This window comes from Vibrio sp. GJ43-1 (genome assembly GCF_055808835.1).
This window is the reverse complement of record NZ_CM147884.1, coordinates 1,828,296-1,845,114: the sequence shown is the minus strand read 5'-3', so window position 1 is coordinate 1,845,114 and position 16,819 is coordinate 1,828,296. Positions and strand designations below refer to the sequence as shown.

At 43.6% G+C, this 16,819-nt stretch carries 13 protein-coding genes and 4 pseudogenes; 7 read left to right on the top strand and 10 right to left on the bottom strand.

The annotated features are described in order from the left end of the window. Window positions 1-181: 181 nt before the first annotated feature. From AC0L66_RS08960 to AC0L66_RS08950, 3 genes are read right to left on the bottom strand one after another with little or no spacing between them, the layout of a single operon-like run. Window positions 182-790 carry a CpaB family protein gene (locus AC0L66_RS08960; protein WP_473566992.1) on the bottom strand — a complete coding sequence of 203 codons (609 nt, stop codon included), beginning with the start codon at window positions 788-790 and terminating at the stop codon, window positions 182-184. Between the two features lie 4 nt (window positions 791-794). Then, complete coding sequence (locus AC0L66_RS08955; RefSeq protein ID WP_473566991.1) at window positions 795-1,247, bottom strand: A24 family peptidase; 453 nt, start codon at window positions 1,245-1,247, stop codon at window positions 795-797. Between the two features lie 20 nt (window positions 1,248-1,267). Next, complete coding sequence (locus tag AC0L66_RS08950) at window positions 1,268-1,477, bottom strand: Flp family type IVb pilin (protein ID WP_265672942.1); 210 nt, start codon at window positions 1,475-1,477, stop codon at window positions 1,268-1,270. A gap of 328 nt (window positions 1,478-1,805) precedes the next feature. Between AC0L66_RS08950 and AC0L66_RS08945 the strand changes: the two genes are divergently transcribed. Both AC0L66_RS08945 and AC0L66_RS08940 read left to right on the top strand, forming a co-directional pair. Beyond that, window positions 1,806-2,669: a LysR family transcriptional regulator gene (locus AC0L66_RS08945; protein WP_473566990.1), complete on the top strand. Its 864-nt coding sequence runs from the start codon at window positions 1,806-1,808 to the stop codon at window positions 2,667-2,669. Between the two features lie 134 nt (window positions 2,670-2,803). Continuing rightward, window positions 2,804-3,628: a transglycosylase SLT domain-containing protein gene (locus AC0L66_RS08940; RefSeq protein WP_473566988.1), complete on the top strand. Its 825-nt coding sequence runs from the start codon at window positions 2,804-2,806 to the stop codon at window positions 3,626-3,628. A 126-nt stretch (window positions 3,629-3,754) separates the two neighbouring features. Here the strand turns inward: AC0L66_RS08940 and nagK are convergent. Further along, a pseudogene (gene nagK / locus AC0L66_RS08935) lies at window positions 3,755-4,665 on the bottom strand (N-acetylglucosamine kinase). 151 nt (window positions 4,666-4,816) lie between these two features. Further along, on the bottom strand, window positions 4,817-5,569 hold the full coding sequence (locus tag AC0L66_RS08930; RefSeq protein ID WP_265672946.1) for a tRNA-uridine aminocarboxypropyltransferase: 753 nt from the start codon (window positions 5,567-5,569) through the stop codon (window positions 4,817-4,819). A 70-nt stretch (window positions 5,570-5,639) separates the two neighbouring features. On the opposite strand from AC0L66_RS08930, the gene AC0L66_RS08925 reads away from it, so the two are divergent. Then, a complete protein-coding gene (locus AC0L66_RS08925; protein WP_473566987.1) occupies window positions 5,640-6,452 on the top strand; it encodes a sterol desaturase family protein in 813 nt (270 codons plus the stop codon). Between the two features lie 34 nt (window positions 6,453-6,486). Here AC0L66_RS08925 and AC0L66_RS08920 read toward each other — a convergent pair whose 3' ends face one another. Further along, window positions 6,487-8,532, bottom strand: a complete 2,046-nt coding sequence (locus AC0L66_RS08920) for a methyl-accepting chemotaxis protein (RefSeq protein ID WP_473566986.1) — start codon at window positions 8,530-8,532, stop codon at window positions 6,487-6,489. Window positions 8,533-8,680: 148 nt separating this feature from the next. Between AC0L66_RS08920 and AC0L66_RS08915 the strand changes: the two genes are divergently transcribed. Further along, window positions 8,681-9,151: an NlpC/P60 family protein gene (locus AC0L66_RS08915; protein ID WP_265672949.1), complete on the top strand. Its 471-nt coding sequence runs from the start codon at window positions 8,681-8,683 to the stop codon at window positions 9,149-9,151. Window positions 9,152-9,236: 85 nt separating this feature from the next. On the opposite strand, the gene AC0L66_RS08910 is transcribed toward AC0L66_RS08915, so the two are convergent. Continuing rightward, window positions 9,237-9,581 (bottom strand): DUF3802 family protein, encoded by a 345-nt coding sequence (locus tag AC0L66_RS08910; RefSeq protein WP_265672950.1) that lies wholly within the window; start codon window positions 9,579-9,581, stop codon window positions 9,237-9,239. A gap of 174 nt (window positions 9,582-9,755) precedes the next feature. Next, the gene (locus AC0L66_RS08905) at window positions 9,756-10,301 is read right to left on the bottom strand and encodes a YceB family lipoprotein (RefSeq protein ID WP_473566984.1); all 546 of its coding nucleotides are present in this window, start codon (window positions 10,299-10,301) and stop codon (window positions 9,756-9,758) included. Between the two features lie 307 nt (window positions 10,302-10,608). Here AC0L66_RS08905 and AC0L66_RS08900 point away from each other — a divergent pair, with 307 nt between their 5' ends. Continuing rightward, complete coding sequence (locus AC0L66_RS08900; RefSeq protein WP_265672953.1) at window positions 10,609-12,213, top strand: ABC-F family ATPase; 1,605 nt, start codon at window positions 10,609-10,611, stop codon at window positions 12,211-12,213. A 113-nt stretch (window positions 12,214-12,326) separates the two neighbouring features. Here AC0L66_RS08900 and AC0L66_RS08895 read toward each other — a convergent pair. Further along, a pseudogene (locus AC0L66_RS08895) lies at window positions 12,327-13,336 on the bottom strand (homocysteine S-methyltransferase family protein). Between the two features lie 258 nt (window positions 13,337-13,594). Here AC0L66_RS08895 and AC0L66_RS08890 point away from each other — a divergent pair. Both AC0L66_RS08890 and AC0L66_RS08885 read left to right on the top strand, forming a co-directional pair. Next, window positions 13,595-14,865 (top strand): annotated as a pseudogene (locus AC0L66_RS08890) (O-acetylhomoserine aminocarboxypropyltransferase/cysteine synthase family protein). Window positions 14,866-15,162: 297 nt separating this feature from the next. Next, window positions 15,163-16,029, top strand: coding sequence for a fructosamine kinase family protein (locus tag AC0L66_RS08885; protein WP_473566982.1), 867 nt, complete (start codon window positions 15,163-15,165; stop codon window positions 16,027-16,029). A 112-nt stretch (window positions 16,030-16,141) separates the two neighbouring features. On the opposite strand, the pseudogene AC0L66_RS08880 reads toward AC0L66_RS08885, so the two are convergent. Continuing rightward, window positions 16,142-16,758 (bottom strand): annotated as a pseudogene (locus tag AC0L66_RS08880) (LysE/ArgO family amino acid transporter). Window positions 16,759-16,819 lie beyond the last annotated feature (61 nt).

Below are 16,819 nucleotides of genomic sequence, written 5' to 3'. Positions count from 1 at the left end.
TGCCTATGTAATTACTCATTACATTTCGAACGTCTGCGTATACTCGGTTCTTCATATTCACGACTGCGATAGACTTCGAGGTGCATTGTCCGTTGAGCTAGCGCTAGTCTTGCCACTTCAGTCGGCGGGATTTCAATTATAATAGTGGTAAAGCCATCTTCGCTCTTGCCTGCCACTGGCTTTAATTTTTGCTCGCTGTCCTCTCCCCCATATTCAATACTTTGATATTTTGTAAGAATAATGTGGCGGTTACGCCTTTAAATCGAATCGGTTTTTCAATGGCACCAGACAGGTTAGAGCTTGGTGAGCTTACGGTGAGAATATCAATACGCTCACCAGGACGGATAAAGTCACTAATCAAATTTTTATTACTGACAACAAGCGGATACAATGTCATCCCTTCAGTCACAAGAAGGTCAATATAGCCGGGATCGTTTTCACGGGTAATGTACTCCGGAAGGATGAGCGCACCTTGGGGTAGGTCTCTGTTAAACAAAGTCGATGGACTAAAGTCAAGTTCAACATCAGAACGTAAACCTTCATCCAGAGCGTCGGTTAACAGCATTTGCTCGCGCTTTAAAGCGTCATTAGCTATCGACTCACCACGGTCTATATTATTGAGGGTTCGCCATACTGTTATGTATTCAACTGAGTCTTTTTTAGGCTGAGGGGCGATTTCATTAACAACAACCGATGATTTGTCTTTATTTTTTAATACGCTATCATAGATTCCATAGCCACCAACCAATATAGCTATGAGAGCTACGAAAAAAATTATTCGTGATCTCATATTGTCACCTATTAATATAAAATTTGTAAATGGTAATTAAAAAGCCAAAGCTTATAGCGACACCATAAGGTAGTCCCGGTTCTTCTTCATTATTGGGTACCATTTTTAGCAATCTATACTTCATCAAATAAATGGTAGATAGTACACCACCACAAATCGCAACATTAAAAAATGCATCTCCAAGTAAACCAATTGGAATCGCCAGAGAAAAAGCAATCATCAACTTTATATCTCCCCCTCCAGCATATCCTCTTATATAGACTAACAACATAATGATTATAACCGTTGCAGTATTAGCTAAATGAAGCCACACCGTATATTCAGATAACATTAACAAATAGACAGAGCAAGCAGATATTAATAAAGTCAGTGAGTTACTAATGGTTCTTAACGCCACATCACTTGCGCAAATTGCAGCGCAAGTGATGTGCATGACTACAAATATTAAGTAATCCAACTGACTATCACTAATAATGTCTAACTGCCGTTCGCCGTATCAATATTACTGCTCACGGTACCAAAAGCGGTCTCTAGCGATCCTACAAACCCTGTACTACCTAAAACCACTGCTAACAACACAGCCATTGCAACCGCAATTAAGCCATACTCAATAGCCGTTACCCCACGGGTATCTTGCTTTAACCCATTTAGAAAATTTGTCGCTCTTACGTATAATTCAGTCATCATGGTAATATTCCCTCTATCAACTGTTTGCACTTAGCATTGATAACTGTAGGTGGCAGATCACTGTCTCAAAAGTGGACACTATCGGTTAGACCGATATCACCATCAGGAAAGGCACATTTATAATTAAGCCTTATGATTTAGATAAAATAATTAAGTTAATATAATCAATGGTATACGATAAAAAAACTAATTTTCCATTGGAGATTAATATCTACAAACCAATCCCTAATGCGTGATGTGGATCACATTTTTACATAATAACGTTCTAATCTAAGATAAGACTGTTACGCTTTGTGTGTATGTCATTAACAAGACGGGTATACGAAACATGAAATTGCCATTTGACAATTTAATATCGTTTCACGCTGTTGTTAGTTTTGGTTCATTTAGCAACGGGGCGAGAAAACTCGGTAAATCACAATCAACCGTTTCAGGCGCAATTAAGAATTTAGAAAATGAATTGGATTACGCGTTAATCGATCGCAGTAAAAGTACCTTAACACTGACAGATAAAGGTAAGAAAATTTACCACCTCTCGGCACCAATCATTTCCAAGTATTTTGAATTATTACAAATTGCAGAGTCACTTCACAATAGCGATACAAAGAAAATCAATATTGGCATTGACCCTTTGATATTTAATGAAGAAGTAAAACAAGTGCTAATAGAATTCTCCGAAATCTTTCCTGACACGGAGCTGACTGTTTTCACTAAACCAAGCCACATACTTGGCCAATATGTCAATTGTCATAAAGTCGACATCGCCATTGGTAACCCTTATCATAAAACGGAATTGTCCTTTAATATCGATGAACTGTTTATGGTTAATTGCAGTTGGGTCATTCACAAAGACGTATCGACAGATTACGACTTATCCTCCATGAGGTTATTGCTAATCGATGGTAGCGAAAGCTTTGTTGATTTTTCTAGCATTGCAAAGCATAACATTTGGATTCTCGATGATACGAGTACCATTCTTGATCTTTGCTTAGCCAAAAAAGGCATCGCATTTTTACCTCATCATCTTATCGACAATCACAGTAGGCGTTTTGAGCTAATGACGTTTTCCGATGAGATGAATCTATTTGGTAAACAGATCTACGCGTCGTTATTTTGGCCCACGCATTCCGACTTTACTCGGCAGCATCAATGGATCCACAACAAACTTCGTAAAGGTCGTCAAACACAGTAGCAATGACTACAAACCAAAGTCGTTTTATTCATATAATCAGTTAGCCCCAATAACCGCTTATCAAAACCAAGACAGATCACTACTCGTATACAAGCTACTATTACAGTATTGGAGAGTAAGTGAGGAGGAAGGCATTGGGCATTGAATTCAATACACGCTGTCAACATAGTGTAGTAAGCGTACTCTGTTGTTTATTCCTTATTTGTAGCGGCAATGTACTAGGTAATGATCGCCGTGTTCATTACGAAAAAATGCTACCAGGCATTAAAGAAAACTCAACTAAACAACTCACGTTAAAAACCGATTCAACACAGATACAGAGTAACAGAAATACCAAGTACGACTCACATCATGTTGTCACGGAGCTACGAGGTAGCGTGTCTTCATCGCCCACTATTTTAGAACCAATCAAAACCAATAGACAACATTCCAAAATCACGACTTATCTACCCATCATACAAAAAGCTTCACGCAAGTGGGGAATTGACGTTAGCCTGATACTCGCAGTCATACATGTTGAAAGCTACTTTGAGCCACGAGCTCGTTCTCACGCACCTGCTTTCGGTTTAATGCAAATAATGAGAACCGGAGCGGTTGCCGAAATTTCTCAACGTTACTTTGGCAATACCGCATTTACCAGTGAGGATCTTTACCGTCCAGACATCAATATTAATATAGGGACCGCTTATTTAAGAGTGCTTCAAAGCCATTATCTCAACGGTATTGCGTCACCTCGCTCTAGAGAGTGGCTCTCCATTGCCGCATATAACTGCGGACCTACCAACTTACACAAATATTTTAAACGGAATAACTCAGTAGAAACGTTCACTCATACCGTTAATCAAATGAGTGAGGCGGCCATTTTTAACTACCTTACTTCGGAATTTCCCATAAGTGAAACCAGACATTACGTCAAAAAAGTCATCGACAAGCAACGTCGCTACGAGGCGTTCCGCTAGACGTCTCTCCGCCTACAGCGCAATCTATGGACTTAAACAATGACTCAATCAATAAAAAAGCCAACGGCGTAAACCATTGGCTTAAGTCAATCTGTCCACATACTCTAGAGTACGTGAATCTAGTCCTTACTTAATATTCAAGAACGCTGCGCCACGAACACCACCAGAATCGCCATGTTTCGCTTTAACGATCTTAGGGCACTTCGCCACCGACATCAGATGCTTAGGAATACGCTTAGGCATCTCTTCGTAAATGAGATCATAGTTCGATAAGCCACCGCCTAGCGTCACTACGTGCGGATCATTACCTGTGAAGATATTTGCTAAACAGATCGCGAGTAGCTCCATGAACATATCAACAAATTCGGTTGCTGAGGCATCACCCGTTTCACGCGCTTTAATGATATCAATCGCTTTCTTCTGCTCACCATAATAATGCGCGTATAGAAGCTCAAAACCACGACCAGAAAGGTAGTTGTCTAGGCAGCCTTTGTTTCCACAGCCACATTCCAATAAAGGGGCGTTTTCACCCAGATGGAACCACGCATCAATAGGAAGACGCATGTGACCAAGCTCACTCAAGCAACGTTATTACGGCCAGAAAACACTTTACCTTTATAGATAAGACCGCCGCCAAAACCCGTCCCTAAGATAAGACCCATAACAGAGGGAGAGTCTTTTAATTCGTCATCCCACGCTTCTGATAATGCAAAGCAGTTCGCGTCATTTTCAAGCTTCACTTCTCTTCCGATCAGAGCTTCAAGATCACGTCGAAGTGGCTGCCCTTTCGCACAGGCAATATTCACCGTTAATACCGTTTCGTCGTCTGCATCTTCCATCCCAGGCAGACCAAGCCCGACTTTACCTTCAACACCAAACTCGCTGTCATATTTCGCGACTAGACCTGCAAGCGTATCAAGTAAAACTTGGTAATTGTCACTTGGTGTTGGGACACGTTCAGTTGCCACTCGTTCTAGGTTTTCGTTGAATGCACCAAACTCAATTTTTGTGCCACCGACATCAAAGCCGTAATACATACAAAACTCTCCTTGCTAACCCAAAATTCGGGTGAAAAATAAATATCTTCGGGCATTATCCATATCCCTACCCCCTCAAACCGTGACTCAGCGCTAAGTTATCTTCTTGTCTAACCTAGTTGCTCAACAAGTCAGCACAATCTCCAGGACTTTAGAGGGATGTCTCGTTTCCGATCATGGCAATATACTTATGCAGATCTGGTCTGGTGTGATCGATTGAATAACGGGTCTTGCTCATCATGTAGCTTTCTCTAAACGCCGCAAACCAATGGTCAAGGACCTTAGATGCCTTTGCTTCACCAAACTGTTCAAAGACCAAACTCGCCACTTCTGCCGTTGCTAAGTGCTCCTCAATACTTGATTTTCTCATTACGTAGTTCGATATTGCTTCAGGCTTAATTGAGCACACTGGAAACTCATCTAGATAAGGCGATTTTCGAAAAATACGGCGGGCTTCGCGCCAGCTGCCATCTAAGAAGATAAACAATGGTTTTTTAGCTGTATCGATTGCTCCATGCTTTTTCTCAAGCGTCAGCAAGCGCGACTTGTCATCAACGTAATCTTCGGGAAACACGACAATTGGTTGATATCTTTCATCGCTAAGCAATGCAAGTAAGCGGGAGTCGGGTTCTGTACGACTCCAAGCATAGGCATACCCTTCTTTTACTGTATCTAGAATTAGACGCCCGGTATTACTGGGTTTTAATATCTCCGCGTCAGAGACTAGCAGTAACACTGCAATGTTGGACTCAACATCTGGTTGGTATTGGCAAATACAATACTGCTGCGCAATTTGACACTGAGGACAACGTTTAACCTTCGCGCCGCGCGCATTAAACGGTTTGGTGGCAATAGCCAATCGATCATTATAAAGACGGTGGAAAGCGTGAAATCTCATTTTCATGGTAATCTTAGGACAGATGCCGGAATTCTAACCCTGCTTATCCCATTTAGACAAAGGAAACCGTAAATTGATGGAAAATAGCGACGCGATCCGTCTACTCATTTTTATCACAGTGCTTGTTGCTTGTGCGGTTTGGGAATACCAATCACCAAGAAAAGACCGGACTCGAACCCGTCAACTTCGTTGGACCAATAACCTTGGCTTGGTTGGGTTCAATTCTATTCTGTTAGCGGCGATCATGCCCTTACTAGCCATTGACGCGGCTTATCTGGCTCAGCAAAACAACATCGGTTTATTCAACCAATTTGACACCATCAGCCATTCTGAATTTGCCCAGTGGATGCTTATCCCACTCTGTGTCGTGCTGCTCGATGGTGCAATCTATTTCCAGCATCTCATTTTTCACCGTGTGCCTATTTTATGGCGCTTACATCGTATGCATCACTCGGATCGTGATATTGACGTCACGACTGGCGCTCGGTTTCATCCCATCGAAATTATATTGTCGATGATCATCAAAATCGCACTGATCCTGTTACTGGGTGTCCCTCCACTCGCCGTGTTGCTGTTTGAAATCATTCTCAATGCCAGCGCAATGTTTAATCACAGTAATGGCTTTCTGCCGTTATCCGTTGACCGACCCCTTCGTAAATGGATAGTGACGCCCGATTTTCACCGTGTACACCACTCGGTTATCGCCAAGGAAACGCATTCCAACTTTGGTTTCTTCCTGTCTATTTGGGATCAGCTTTTTGGTACCTATCGAGCGCAGCCCGAAAAAGGCCATCAAGATATCATCATCGGGATTCCGCAATTTTCCGACCCAAAGGAACAAAGGCTAGACAAGATGCTCACCCAGCCTTTTAGAGAGTCCGACTCGTAGAAACCTTGGCTGATAAATACTCTGTCTTTATCACTTAATGCGTATTCTGAGCCAGTTGGTATTTATGTAGCATCGCCTGCTGATGCCCAGCAATATCGGCGACTTGCTCTGCACTCTCAACCATCGACTCTAACTGCAAGTTAGCGTTTTCAGCTTGCGCACTCACGTGAGTAATAGAGCGCCCTACTTCCGCCGTGGCCCGCTCTTGCTCTTCTGTGGCAACAGAGACTTGTTCAACACGTTGGCGGATCTGAGCAATGGCATTTTCAATGTCCTCAAACGAGGTTTTAACACGCTCACTTGATACCAGCGCCTGATTCATTTCATCACGCGACTCAATGACAGACTGGCGCGATTCTTGGGCGGCTTCTTTCAGCTCTGTCATCATTTGCCGGATGTTTGTCGTTTGGCTGGATGTATCACTGGCTAGCTTTCTCACTTCATCCGCTACAACCGCAAATCCACGCCCCATATCCCCAGCGCGCGCCGCTTCAATCGCCGCGTTTAACGCCAATAAATTCGTGTTATCTGCAATGCCACTAATAAGATCCACCATTTCTTGAATTTGCTTCACTTTCGTATCGAGCTCATCCATTGACTCTGCATTACTGGTTAACGTGGTTTCCAATGAGTGTAAACGCTCTCGATTTGATTCCACGGCTTCCAGCCCCAACGTTGCAAAGCTCTCGGCCTGCTGCGAGTCGCTTAACGAAGCATTGGTAACAGAAGAAATTTCATTGATTGACGCTTCTAGTTGCGTCACGGTTGTCACCATGCCATCTAACGATGTGTTTTGCTCACGCATACTATTGCGCGTTTCTTCTGCCGCACCATGACTAATTTCTGCAGTTTGATACAAGGTTTCACAATTTCTTGTCACCATTTCAATCGAATCGTGAGTTGACCCTGTGACGTTATTGAGTTTGAGCGCAATATTTTGAATCTCGCTCGGCCCCGTCAGTGATACCGTGTTGGTAAGATCATGCTCAGTCAATAACTTCAGCTGATTGGCAATGTTTTTAAGAGAACGGTTAACCCAACGACGCAGCATGAAAAAGATCAAAACAATGACAACAATCAAAATAGCGGTGGCGACAAAAAGGCTATAGATGTTGAATTGAATCGTACTGCTCACCACCGCTTTACTGGCATCAATCAGTGATGATGCGGTATTGGATACTTCCGACAACAGTTGAGTGGTTTCATTTGCCAGGACGGTCGCTCGTGATAGCTGTGTTTGCTGCTGCTCCACCAGCTCGAGTCGGGCTAAAATCTGGCGTAAGACACCATCGGACTGAAACCCCTCTTGAACCATGCCAAACGGCGCAGTCAAACTGGCAAATTCTTTGACTTCTGGGTGCCACTGGGCAAAATCGTCAAAGGCTAAATCAATACCTGCAATACGGTTTCGCATTTCACGGTATTGCTTCTTTGCTTCCGAGAGCCTGTCTTGCATCATAAGGACTAAGAACGTACTTTCCATCGAACTTGCACTGGCAATAAAACGACTCGCGGCATCTGCAGCGGCTGGATTATCGTCAGATAAAATGAGACTAATACGGTTCATTTCAGGTCCGATGGAACTCAGACCATAGCGAAAACCTCCTACCTCTTGGTCGATCTGTGCTTTCATTGCGACGATACGAGCCTGCAATTCAAGTATTGACTGCGTCAGTGACTGAAGCTCAACAATCTTGCTACTCAGTAATTCCTGTTGCTCAATTGTCACCGCTTGGTTGTATAGGTCGGCGATTTCAAACAGCTGTTCAGACTTGATTGTGCTCGCATCAACAAGTTCCGTAATACGATCTTGTATTGCAGCCAGCTCCGCACCCGAACTAGTTTGTGTCCCGTAACTGAGTAACTTAACTTGCTCCAACACATCTTGTGTTAAGCCTGCGTTGTTCATTGCTAACGGTAACGCGCGGTTGGAAAGTGAGTCAAATTGGCGGTTAACCTGGGTAAGGCCATTCGCACTCAACCAACTTAGTCCGACAAAGAGCATTACTATAAGAAAGAATATAATGCTGAGTGAGCGAATCAGTGAGGTAGAACCTTTCCTTGCTGTCGAGGATGTCATGCTAAGTCCGTTACATTAGGTCACACAACGAGTGTCTTTTCATCTTGGATGAACATTAGACAACTAGTTGAATTAGTATAGAATTACTAGGAATAGTAGTTATTCTCAATGACAGATTTATTACACTTTTATTGAATGAAGATGACACATGAAGATTCGTAAGTTATTGATAGTTTTCAGTATGGTGACCGTTTTGGCAGCGTGTTCGTCTTCACCTGACCGTGCCGCTCATACTCAGCAACCCTACAACACAGCGGATAATGCCCCATTTTTAAACGAATATAAAAAATGGCAGGGTGTCCCTTATCGTCTTGGCGGCACGAATTTCAGCGGTGTGGACTGCTCTGCTTTTGTGCAAGCGGTTTATAACGATGCCTATTCCGTCAAACTGCCAAGAACCACCGCTCAACAAGTTAACATCGGCAATAAAGTGAATTATAACAATGCGCAAAGCGGCGATTTGGTTTTCTTCAAGACGGGTTATAAAACAAGGCATGTGGGTATTTATTTAGGTGGGAATACGTTCATGCACGCCTCCACATCCAAAGGGGTCATTTTATCGCGATTAGACAACCCTTACTGGGCAGCTAAATTCTGGCACTTTCGTTCCGTCAATTAATGATTCGACTCAATGTTTTGGTACAAAAAAAGAGGCTAAGCGCCTCTTTTTTATTCTTAAATCGGGATAAACCTACGTTTAATCGCTAATCGTACTTTGCGACTGCGGTATCAAATAGATTTTTAACTAATGCGATATACTCTTCAAGAAATGAGACTTGCTCATTCGTTGCGTTTCTATTCCAAACACCAGCCAACACCTCTTCAAGATCTTGAATCACCAAATCAACTTCTTTCAGTAATTTAAATCGTACACTGGAATGAAGTTCTGGATTTTGTTCAAACAAAACCATGATATTCGACGCCACCATGTCAGTCGCCACATCTTCAATGGTTTCCGCCCCTGTGTCTCCTGCTTTCGAAGTAAACACATCCAAATTCATGGCTAAATGTTCTATCAATGCTTGATAGCCGTCAGTATTTACCACCACGACTGCTCTCCTAGCAACGGTAAAAATATAAGGTAAACATACCAAAGATAATTAATGTATGTAAGCTTTTGATTTAGAAAACCTACGCTATATTTTCGAGGTATGCTTCACCTCACATCTATTGTTTCGATAGTACGTTATCAGTTGTTGTCTTTTTAGTCAGTTAGACTCTATCTAATTAAACAACTCGATCACCAGCTTATTATCTTTGACAACTAACTTTGGCTCTGCGGATTTAAGTAGCGCCTCCTGTACTTTAGAGCTGTCGAGTTTATACACCGGATACTCCGATAACGCGTAGCCAATCATAGACACCGCAGGTTTAATCAACGCTTTAATTTCAGGTGTCAGCCTTTGCTTGCTCTCATCAAACTGTTCCAGACGCAAAGATTTTAAGAATATTTCGCCGCTTTCTGCCTGATAAGTCGGTATCGCACTAAACTCTAACGCTAGATCGAGACCAATCTTATCTGCATTAAGCATCTGTACTTCCGCGTTGGTATTGGCAAACACAGAAACTCTCTCGGCATCGGTACGACCTATTTTTACTTGTAGATCGTCAACTGACACCTGTGCATACATCACATTCTCAATGCCTACCGACTGCTCGAAGTTAACGTTATCATGCAGATAATTCGTCATATCTTGTTCGGTGATGCTGTAACTTGCGCAGCCTGAGATGGCTAAAGCTGTACCGACTAATAACCACTTTAAACCCATATTTTTCACCATATCCGTTACTCTTATTCATCTATTTCGGTGTTTCATTACTATCACTCTACTCCATCCATTGAGTTATCGCTTCTTTTTACTATCGTCCAATCCCATCTGTATTGCTGGCAATATCGTGGTGTCATCCATTTTCATAGAATATGGAAAAGACAAACTGTTCTGTGACTTACCTCTCATGTCTATTATTTGTCGAATAAGTCTGTATAATCCGCCGCGTAACAATCTGTACTTTCATTTCTGTCGATTTGCGCTGTGATTTACGCCAATCGTCACTCTCATACCTAGGAATACTTCTTTGATATCTACCGCTAACATCACCATGCAATTCGGCGCTGAGCCGTTATTTGAAAACATTTCAGCTAAGTTCGGTAACGGTAACCGTTACGGCTTGATCGGTGCCAATGGATGTGGCAAGTCAACGTTCATGAAGATTCTTAGTGGTGCCTTGACCCCAAGCTCTGGCAACGTATCAATGACACCAGGATTAAAACTGGGTGTTTTGAGTCAAGATCAGTTTGCATTTGAGCAATACAACGTGATTGATGTTGTGATAATGGGTGACCGTAAGCTATGGGAAATCAAGCAAGAGCGCGATCGCATTTACTCATTACCAGAAATGAGTGAAGAAGACGGCATGAAAGTCGCCGAGCTCGAAAGTGAATTCGCAGAGATGGACGGCTACACCGCAGAAAGCCGTGCTGGCGATATCTTAATCCAAGCTGGTATTGAAGAAGAGTTGCATTTTGGTTTGATGCAGCAAGTCGCACCTGGTTGGAAGCTACGTGTTCTCCTTGCCCAAGCGCTATTCGCGAACCCAGATATCTTGTTGCTCGACGAACCGACCAACAACTTGGACATTCACACCATTAATTGGCTAGCAGAAGAGCTTAACCAACGTAAGTGTACAATGATCATCATTTCGCACGACCGTCACTTCCTAAACTCTGTATGCACACACATGGCAGATATCGACTATGGTGAGCTTCGTATCTACCCAGGTAACTACGAATACTTCCTTGAAGCATCAGGATTGATTCGCGATCAATTACTGGCAAGTAATGCGAAAAAAGCAGCTGAAATTAGTGAGCTACAAGATTTCGTTAACCGTTTTGGTGCCAATGCCTCTAAAGCAAAACAAGCCAGCTCTCGCGCTAAAAAGATGGATAAAATCAAGCTTGATGAAGTTAAATCAACAAGCCGCATTAGCCCATCGATTGATTTCGGCGAAGGTAAAAAGTTGCACCGCCAAGCATTAGAGCTTCAAGATCTTGGGCATGGTTTTGACGGTGAAGTACTGTTTGAAAAAGGCAACTTACTCTTAGAAGCTGGCACTCGTTTAGCCGTTATCGGCGAAAATGGTGTAGGCAAAACGACGCTATTACGTTGCCTTGTGAACGAATTAGAACAAAACCATGGCGTAGTAAAGTGGTCTGAGAACGCATCAATCGGTTATTGCCCACAAGACAGCACTGCTGATTTCGACAATGACCTGAGTATTTTTGATTGGATCTCTCAATGGCGCACCGTTAAACACGATGACTTAATGGTCCGTGGCATTTTGGGTCGTTTATTGTTTACTGCAGATGATGCTAATAAAAAGGCTAAGAACTGTTCAGGTGGTGAAAAGAACCGCCTATTGTTTGGTAAGTTAATGATGCAAGACATCAACGTATTAGTCATGGATGAGCCGACCAACCACATGGATATGGAAGCCATTGAAGCATTAAACAATGCCCTGAAGAAATACGAAGGTACATTGATTTTTGTCAGTCATGACCGTGAGTTTGTCTCTTCTCTTGCAACATCAATCATCGATGTTAAAGACAAGCAATTAGTACAGTTCCAAGGCACCTACAACGAGTACCTTGCGCACCAAAAGAAAATGCTCGCAATCAGTTAGTCGCTAAGCGACGACTGATAAGTAAACGTAAAATCGAACATTTGAACTGAACAAGGAGCAATGACACAGTGTGTCTTTGCTCCTTTTTGCATGTGGAGTCGGCATCGCTCACATCACAAGTGTTGCTCTCGTTTCCATGTAGACAGCGAACGAATATGAGCAGGGCCTATCCCACAACACCCACCGATTATAGACGCGCCGAGTTGATGCCATTGCTTGGCATAACATAAATATTCGTCTGGCGACAATGAACGCATCGCTTGCAATGTACCATTGGCTTCATGATCGGTATTAATTGGCATAAAGTTATTGGCGTAAACACCGATAATTATGTCATAGCCGCATTGCTCAATCACTTCCTCGTCTCTTTAATCGCCTGCGCCATAGCTTCTGGAACGGAACAATTGAACATCACCCCATCAACACCCAAGCTACACGCTCGTTCTATCGCCTGGTTCAGCGACTCTCCTGAACGCAGCGTCGCATTACTGTGTAGCAGAATCGCTTACGCTAAAGGCATAATAGATCGGCTTACTGGACGCCTTTAGAATACGGTGCGTCACTTCAAATTCAGCAAAACTTGAGATAGTTTCAACAATCCAGAGGTCTACGTAAGGATCTTGTGCTTGATAAAGCGTTTCAATAACGGGCGCCGCTTGGTCAGCTTGAAATAAATCCGGTCGATAGCTACCTAAGGGGGCGGGATCGCACCAGCCACTCGCACGGTATGTCGTTCACCTTCTTGCTTACTATCTGATGTTAAGGGACTATCTGATGTTACGGGACAATCCGATTGTACGGGACTGCCTGAATTTATACGGCCAGCGGATCCTAATAGGCCGTGAGAAGCGTGCACTACCGACGCCGCAATTTGAGCCGCTTTTTGTGCGAGCTGCGCCCCCTCTTGCTCATAACGCTCTACTCCAAGATGAAACGGCACACACGCATAGCTATTAGCAATAATAATTTCGGCACCCGCATCGATAAAATTTTGATGTGCCTGACGGACATGCTCTGGTGATTCAATCAGCGCTTGTGCACTCCACAACGGTTGCGAAAATGGTGCGCCAATGTCTTGAAGCTCACGCCCCATGCCACCATCCAATATGGTTAATGATTTCATACTATCTACATCTAACTAACTATTGCCATCAACCTGCAGAGTAGCAGAGTGTTTGACTAAGCACCACGACCTGCTTTCTACGCTCACGCACATTTACTATGCGTTGCGATTGACTCATTCACCGAGCCGATTTAATAATAAGCACTGGACAAGATTCCATCACGACTATTACCACGCAGATACGCTTAGCGCTGTTTATGACGATGAATACGTCGCATTCATACTTTTTCAGGATTACCTACGATACAAGGAAGCACAATGAAAGACGAAACCCTCTCTATTCATTTTGGTTACGAGACTGACCCTACAACCAAATCTGTCGCGACGCCCATCTATCAAACTGTCGCTTACGAATTTGATAACGCTCAACATGGTGCCGATCTTTTTAACCTAGAGGTTCCGGGCAACATCTACACCCGTATAATGAACCCCACCAACGATGTTCTAGAAAAGCGCATGGCGGCACTGGAAGGCGGCATTGCGGGGTTGGCCGTGAGTGCTGGCAGCGCGGCCATCAATTACGCTATATTGACTCTAGCGCAGATTGGCGACAACATCGTGGCCACGCCACAGCTTTATGGTGGCACGTACACCTTATTTGCGCATATGCTGCCGAGCCAAGGCATTGAAGTACGCTTTGCTAAAGATGACAAACCCGAAAGTTTAGCGGAGCTCATCGATGACAAAACAAAAGCCGTTTTTTGCGAAAGTATCGGTAACCCGGCGGGAAATATTATTGATTTGGCACGGGTTGCCGAATTAGCACACGCACAAGGTGTACCCGTCGTTGTGGATAATACCGTCGCCACTCCAGCACTATGTAAACCCATTGAATTTGGCGCCGACATTGTCGTTCACTCTCTCACCAAGTATGTAGGCGGGCATGGTACAACGCTTGGGGGTATGATTATCGACTCTGGCAAATTCCCTTGGACCGAGCATAAAGAGCGCTTCCCTGTATTTAGCCAACCCGAGGCCTCTTATCATAATGTTGTTTATTCAGACGCCTTTGGCGAAGCCGCATTCATTGGGCGAGCTCGCACCGTACCACTTCGTAACACGGGTGCAGCGCTTTCACCAATGAATGCATTTATGTTGATGCAGGGGTTGGAAACTTTATCTCTAAGAATGGAAAGGCACACCGAAAATGCATTGGCTGTTGCCCAATACCTAGCAGGCCACGACAGCGTCGCTTGGGTTAAATATGCAGGGCTATCTGACTCGCCACATCATGCATTGGCAGAGAAATACATGAAAGGAAAACCGTCAGCAATCCTCTCGTTTGGACTAAAGGAAGGGTATGATGCTTAAGCGTACGCTTCTATGACGCCCTCAATATTTTCAAACGACTGGTTAATATCGGCGACGCTAAGTCTCTGGCTTGCCATCCGGCCTCCACCACGCATAGACAACTAACGGAACAAGAGCAAAAGCAAGCCGGAGTGTCACCTGAAATGATTCGTCTTTCTGTGGGTATTGAGCACATCGATGACATCATTGCAGATTTAGAGCAAGCGCTTAACGCTTAATTGCCAGGCTGATGATGTACTGAGCCACGAGAAAGAGCCCCCGCTAGCCAACCCGATGCTCTTTACATCATTTAAACCCCAAATAGCGTTGCACGATTCATCCAAGTGGCAACGCTGATCGTGCAACGAATGACCTCCTTTCATCCCGCTTCAAGGTTATTCTTTACATAAGAATCAACAAAACTGCCCCCTTTTGAAGCACGACAAGCGTTGAATTTCCAAGCTGTGCCGATTATCACTGTATACCTAGCGAGGTTGTTCTAGAATACTAATAGTATTGATTAATGGGAGTAGCGTATGTGGCAAGCGATTTCAGACCAACTATCAGACACATTGATGTTTAAGTTCAATATAAAAGAACGAGTTAAAATGGATGGTGGCGACATCAATCAATGCTACATGATCAGCGATGGTGAACAACGCTATTTTATCAAAACCAATCACAAAGACTTTCTGCCTAAGTTTGAAATAGAAGCGGAAAACCTCCACGCACTGCGTGAAACCAATACGGTTCAACTGCCAGAAGTCGTGCTCATTGGCAAAACAAAAGAGTGTGCTTTTTTGGTCCTCAACTACATCCCAGTTAAACCCTTAGATGTCGCGGAGAACAGTCATCGCTTCGGTGTGCAGCTGGCAAAGCTACATAAATGGGGTGAACAAGCCGAGTTCGGTTTTGATCAAGATAATTACCTAGGTGAAACCTTACAGCCGAACCAGTGGCGTAAAAAGTGGTCACGCTTTTTCTCCGAACAACGCATCGGCTGGCAGCTACAATTGCTCAAAGAAAAGCACATTACCTTTACCCCAATCAGTGAATTTGTAGATTTGGTTAACCACCAACTCTCCGGACACAACCCGAAACCATCGCTACTTCATGGCGACTTATGGAATGGCAACGTCGCGAATTCGGCATTCGGCCCGCTTTGCTATGATCCCGCAAGCTACTGGGGGGATAGAGAGTGTGATTTAGCCATGACAGAGCTATTTGGCGGATTTCGTCCAGAATTTTACCAAGGCTATGAAAGCATCCTCGCTATTGAACCCATGTACGAATATCGTAAACACATTTATAACCTTTACCATGTGCTCAATCACTGCAATTTATTTGGGGGCCAGCACTTAGACGAAGCCGAAAAACTTATTTCGACCATTCAGTCTTCGTAGTTTTTCCTACCGCTGTAGCCTACGTCTAAATCGATATACGTAGGCTATAGGCGAATCGATATCGACCCAGCTCAAAGTGACATAACGAAATGGGTAGTGACTTGTTAACCGCCTAACCGATAACTAATGTCACCGCGATAAAGAACATAAGCGCACCAACTAACCCTTCCAGAACTTTCCAAGACATTGGCTTACTAAAGAGTGGTATGAGCAAACGAGCTCCGTAGCCCAATGAAAAAAAGAATACAAATGATGCCGAAACCGCTCCAATACCAAATGACCACTGCTGCGGTGCGTATTGGGTTGATATAGAGCCGAGCAATACTACTGTGTCCAAATAAACATGTGGATTTAGCCAAGTTAACGCCAAACAAATCCCTATCGTTTTCAAGAGCGAACCTTTAGATTCGCCTTCGGGATCAAGTTTATGCTGCACGGTAAACGCAGAGCGAAAACTCTGAAAACTATAAACAAACAAAAATAAAGCACCTAAGCATACCGAGCGATAACCTCCACCGATGGGTATGCTTGAATAAGCACACCAAAGCCGCCTACCCCGGCAGAAATTAGCAAAGCGTCCGATACCGCGCACACCAAGCATACGAAAAAAACGTGGTGCTTCTTAAGCCCTTGCTTCAGAACAAAGGCATTTTGCGCGCCAATGGCAAGAATTAGCGAAATACTTAACGAAAAACCAGTGACAAATACATCAAGATTGATAGGGAGCATTTTAATCCTTTAAACACGTTGATCCGCGCTGCTTAACAATAAACTTTCGCGTACCAATAAA

Excerpts from the sequence above, each read along its gene's own strand:
- AC0L66_RS08960 (WP_473566992.1), bottom strand. The coding sequence starts at position 790 with ATGAGATCACGAATAATTTTTTTCGTAGCTCTCATAGCTATATTGGTT.
- AC0L66_RS08950 (WP_265672942.1), bottom strand. The coding sequence starts at position 1,477 with ATGATGACTGAATTATACGTAAGAGCGACAAATTTTCTAAATGGGTTA.
- AC0L66_RS08945 (WP_473566990.1), top strand. The coding sequence starts at position 1,806 with ATGAAATTGCCATTTGACAATTTAATATCGTTTCACGCTGTTGTTAGT.
- AC0L66_RS08930 (WP_265672946.1), bottom strand. The coding sequence starts at position 5,569 with ATGAAAATGAGATTTCACGCTTTCCACCGTCTTTATAATGATCGATTG.
- AC0L66_RS08925 (WP_473566987.1), top strand. The coding sequence starts at position 5,640 with ATGGAAAATAGCGACGCGATCCGTCTACTCATTTTTATCACAGTGCTT.
- AC0L66_RS08920 (WP_473566986.1), bottom strand. The coding sequence starts at position 8,532 with ATGACATCCTCGACAGCAAGGAAAGGTTCTACCTCACTGATTCGCTCA.
- AC0L66_RS08915 (WP_265672949.1), top strand. The coding sequence starts at position 8,681 with ATGAAGATTCGTAAGTTATTGATAGTTTTCAGTATGGTGACCGTTTTG.
- AC0L66_RS08905 (WP_473566984.1), bottom strand. The coding sequence starts at position 10,301 with ATGGGTTTAAAGTGGTTATTAGTCGGTACAGCTTTAGCCATCTCAGGC.
- AC0L66_RS08885 (WP_473566982.1), top strand. The coding sequence starts at position 15,163 with ATGTGGCAAGCGATTTCAGACCAACTATCAGACACATTGATGTTTAAG.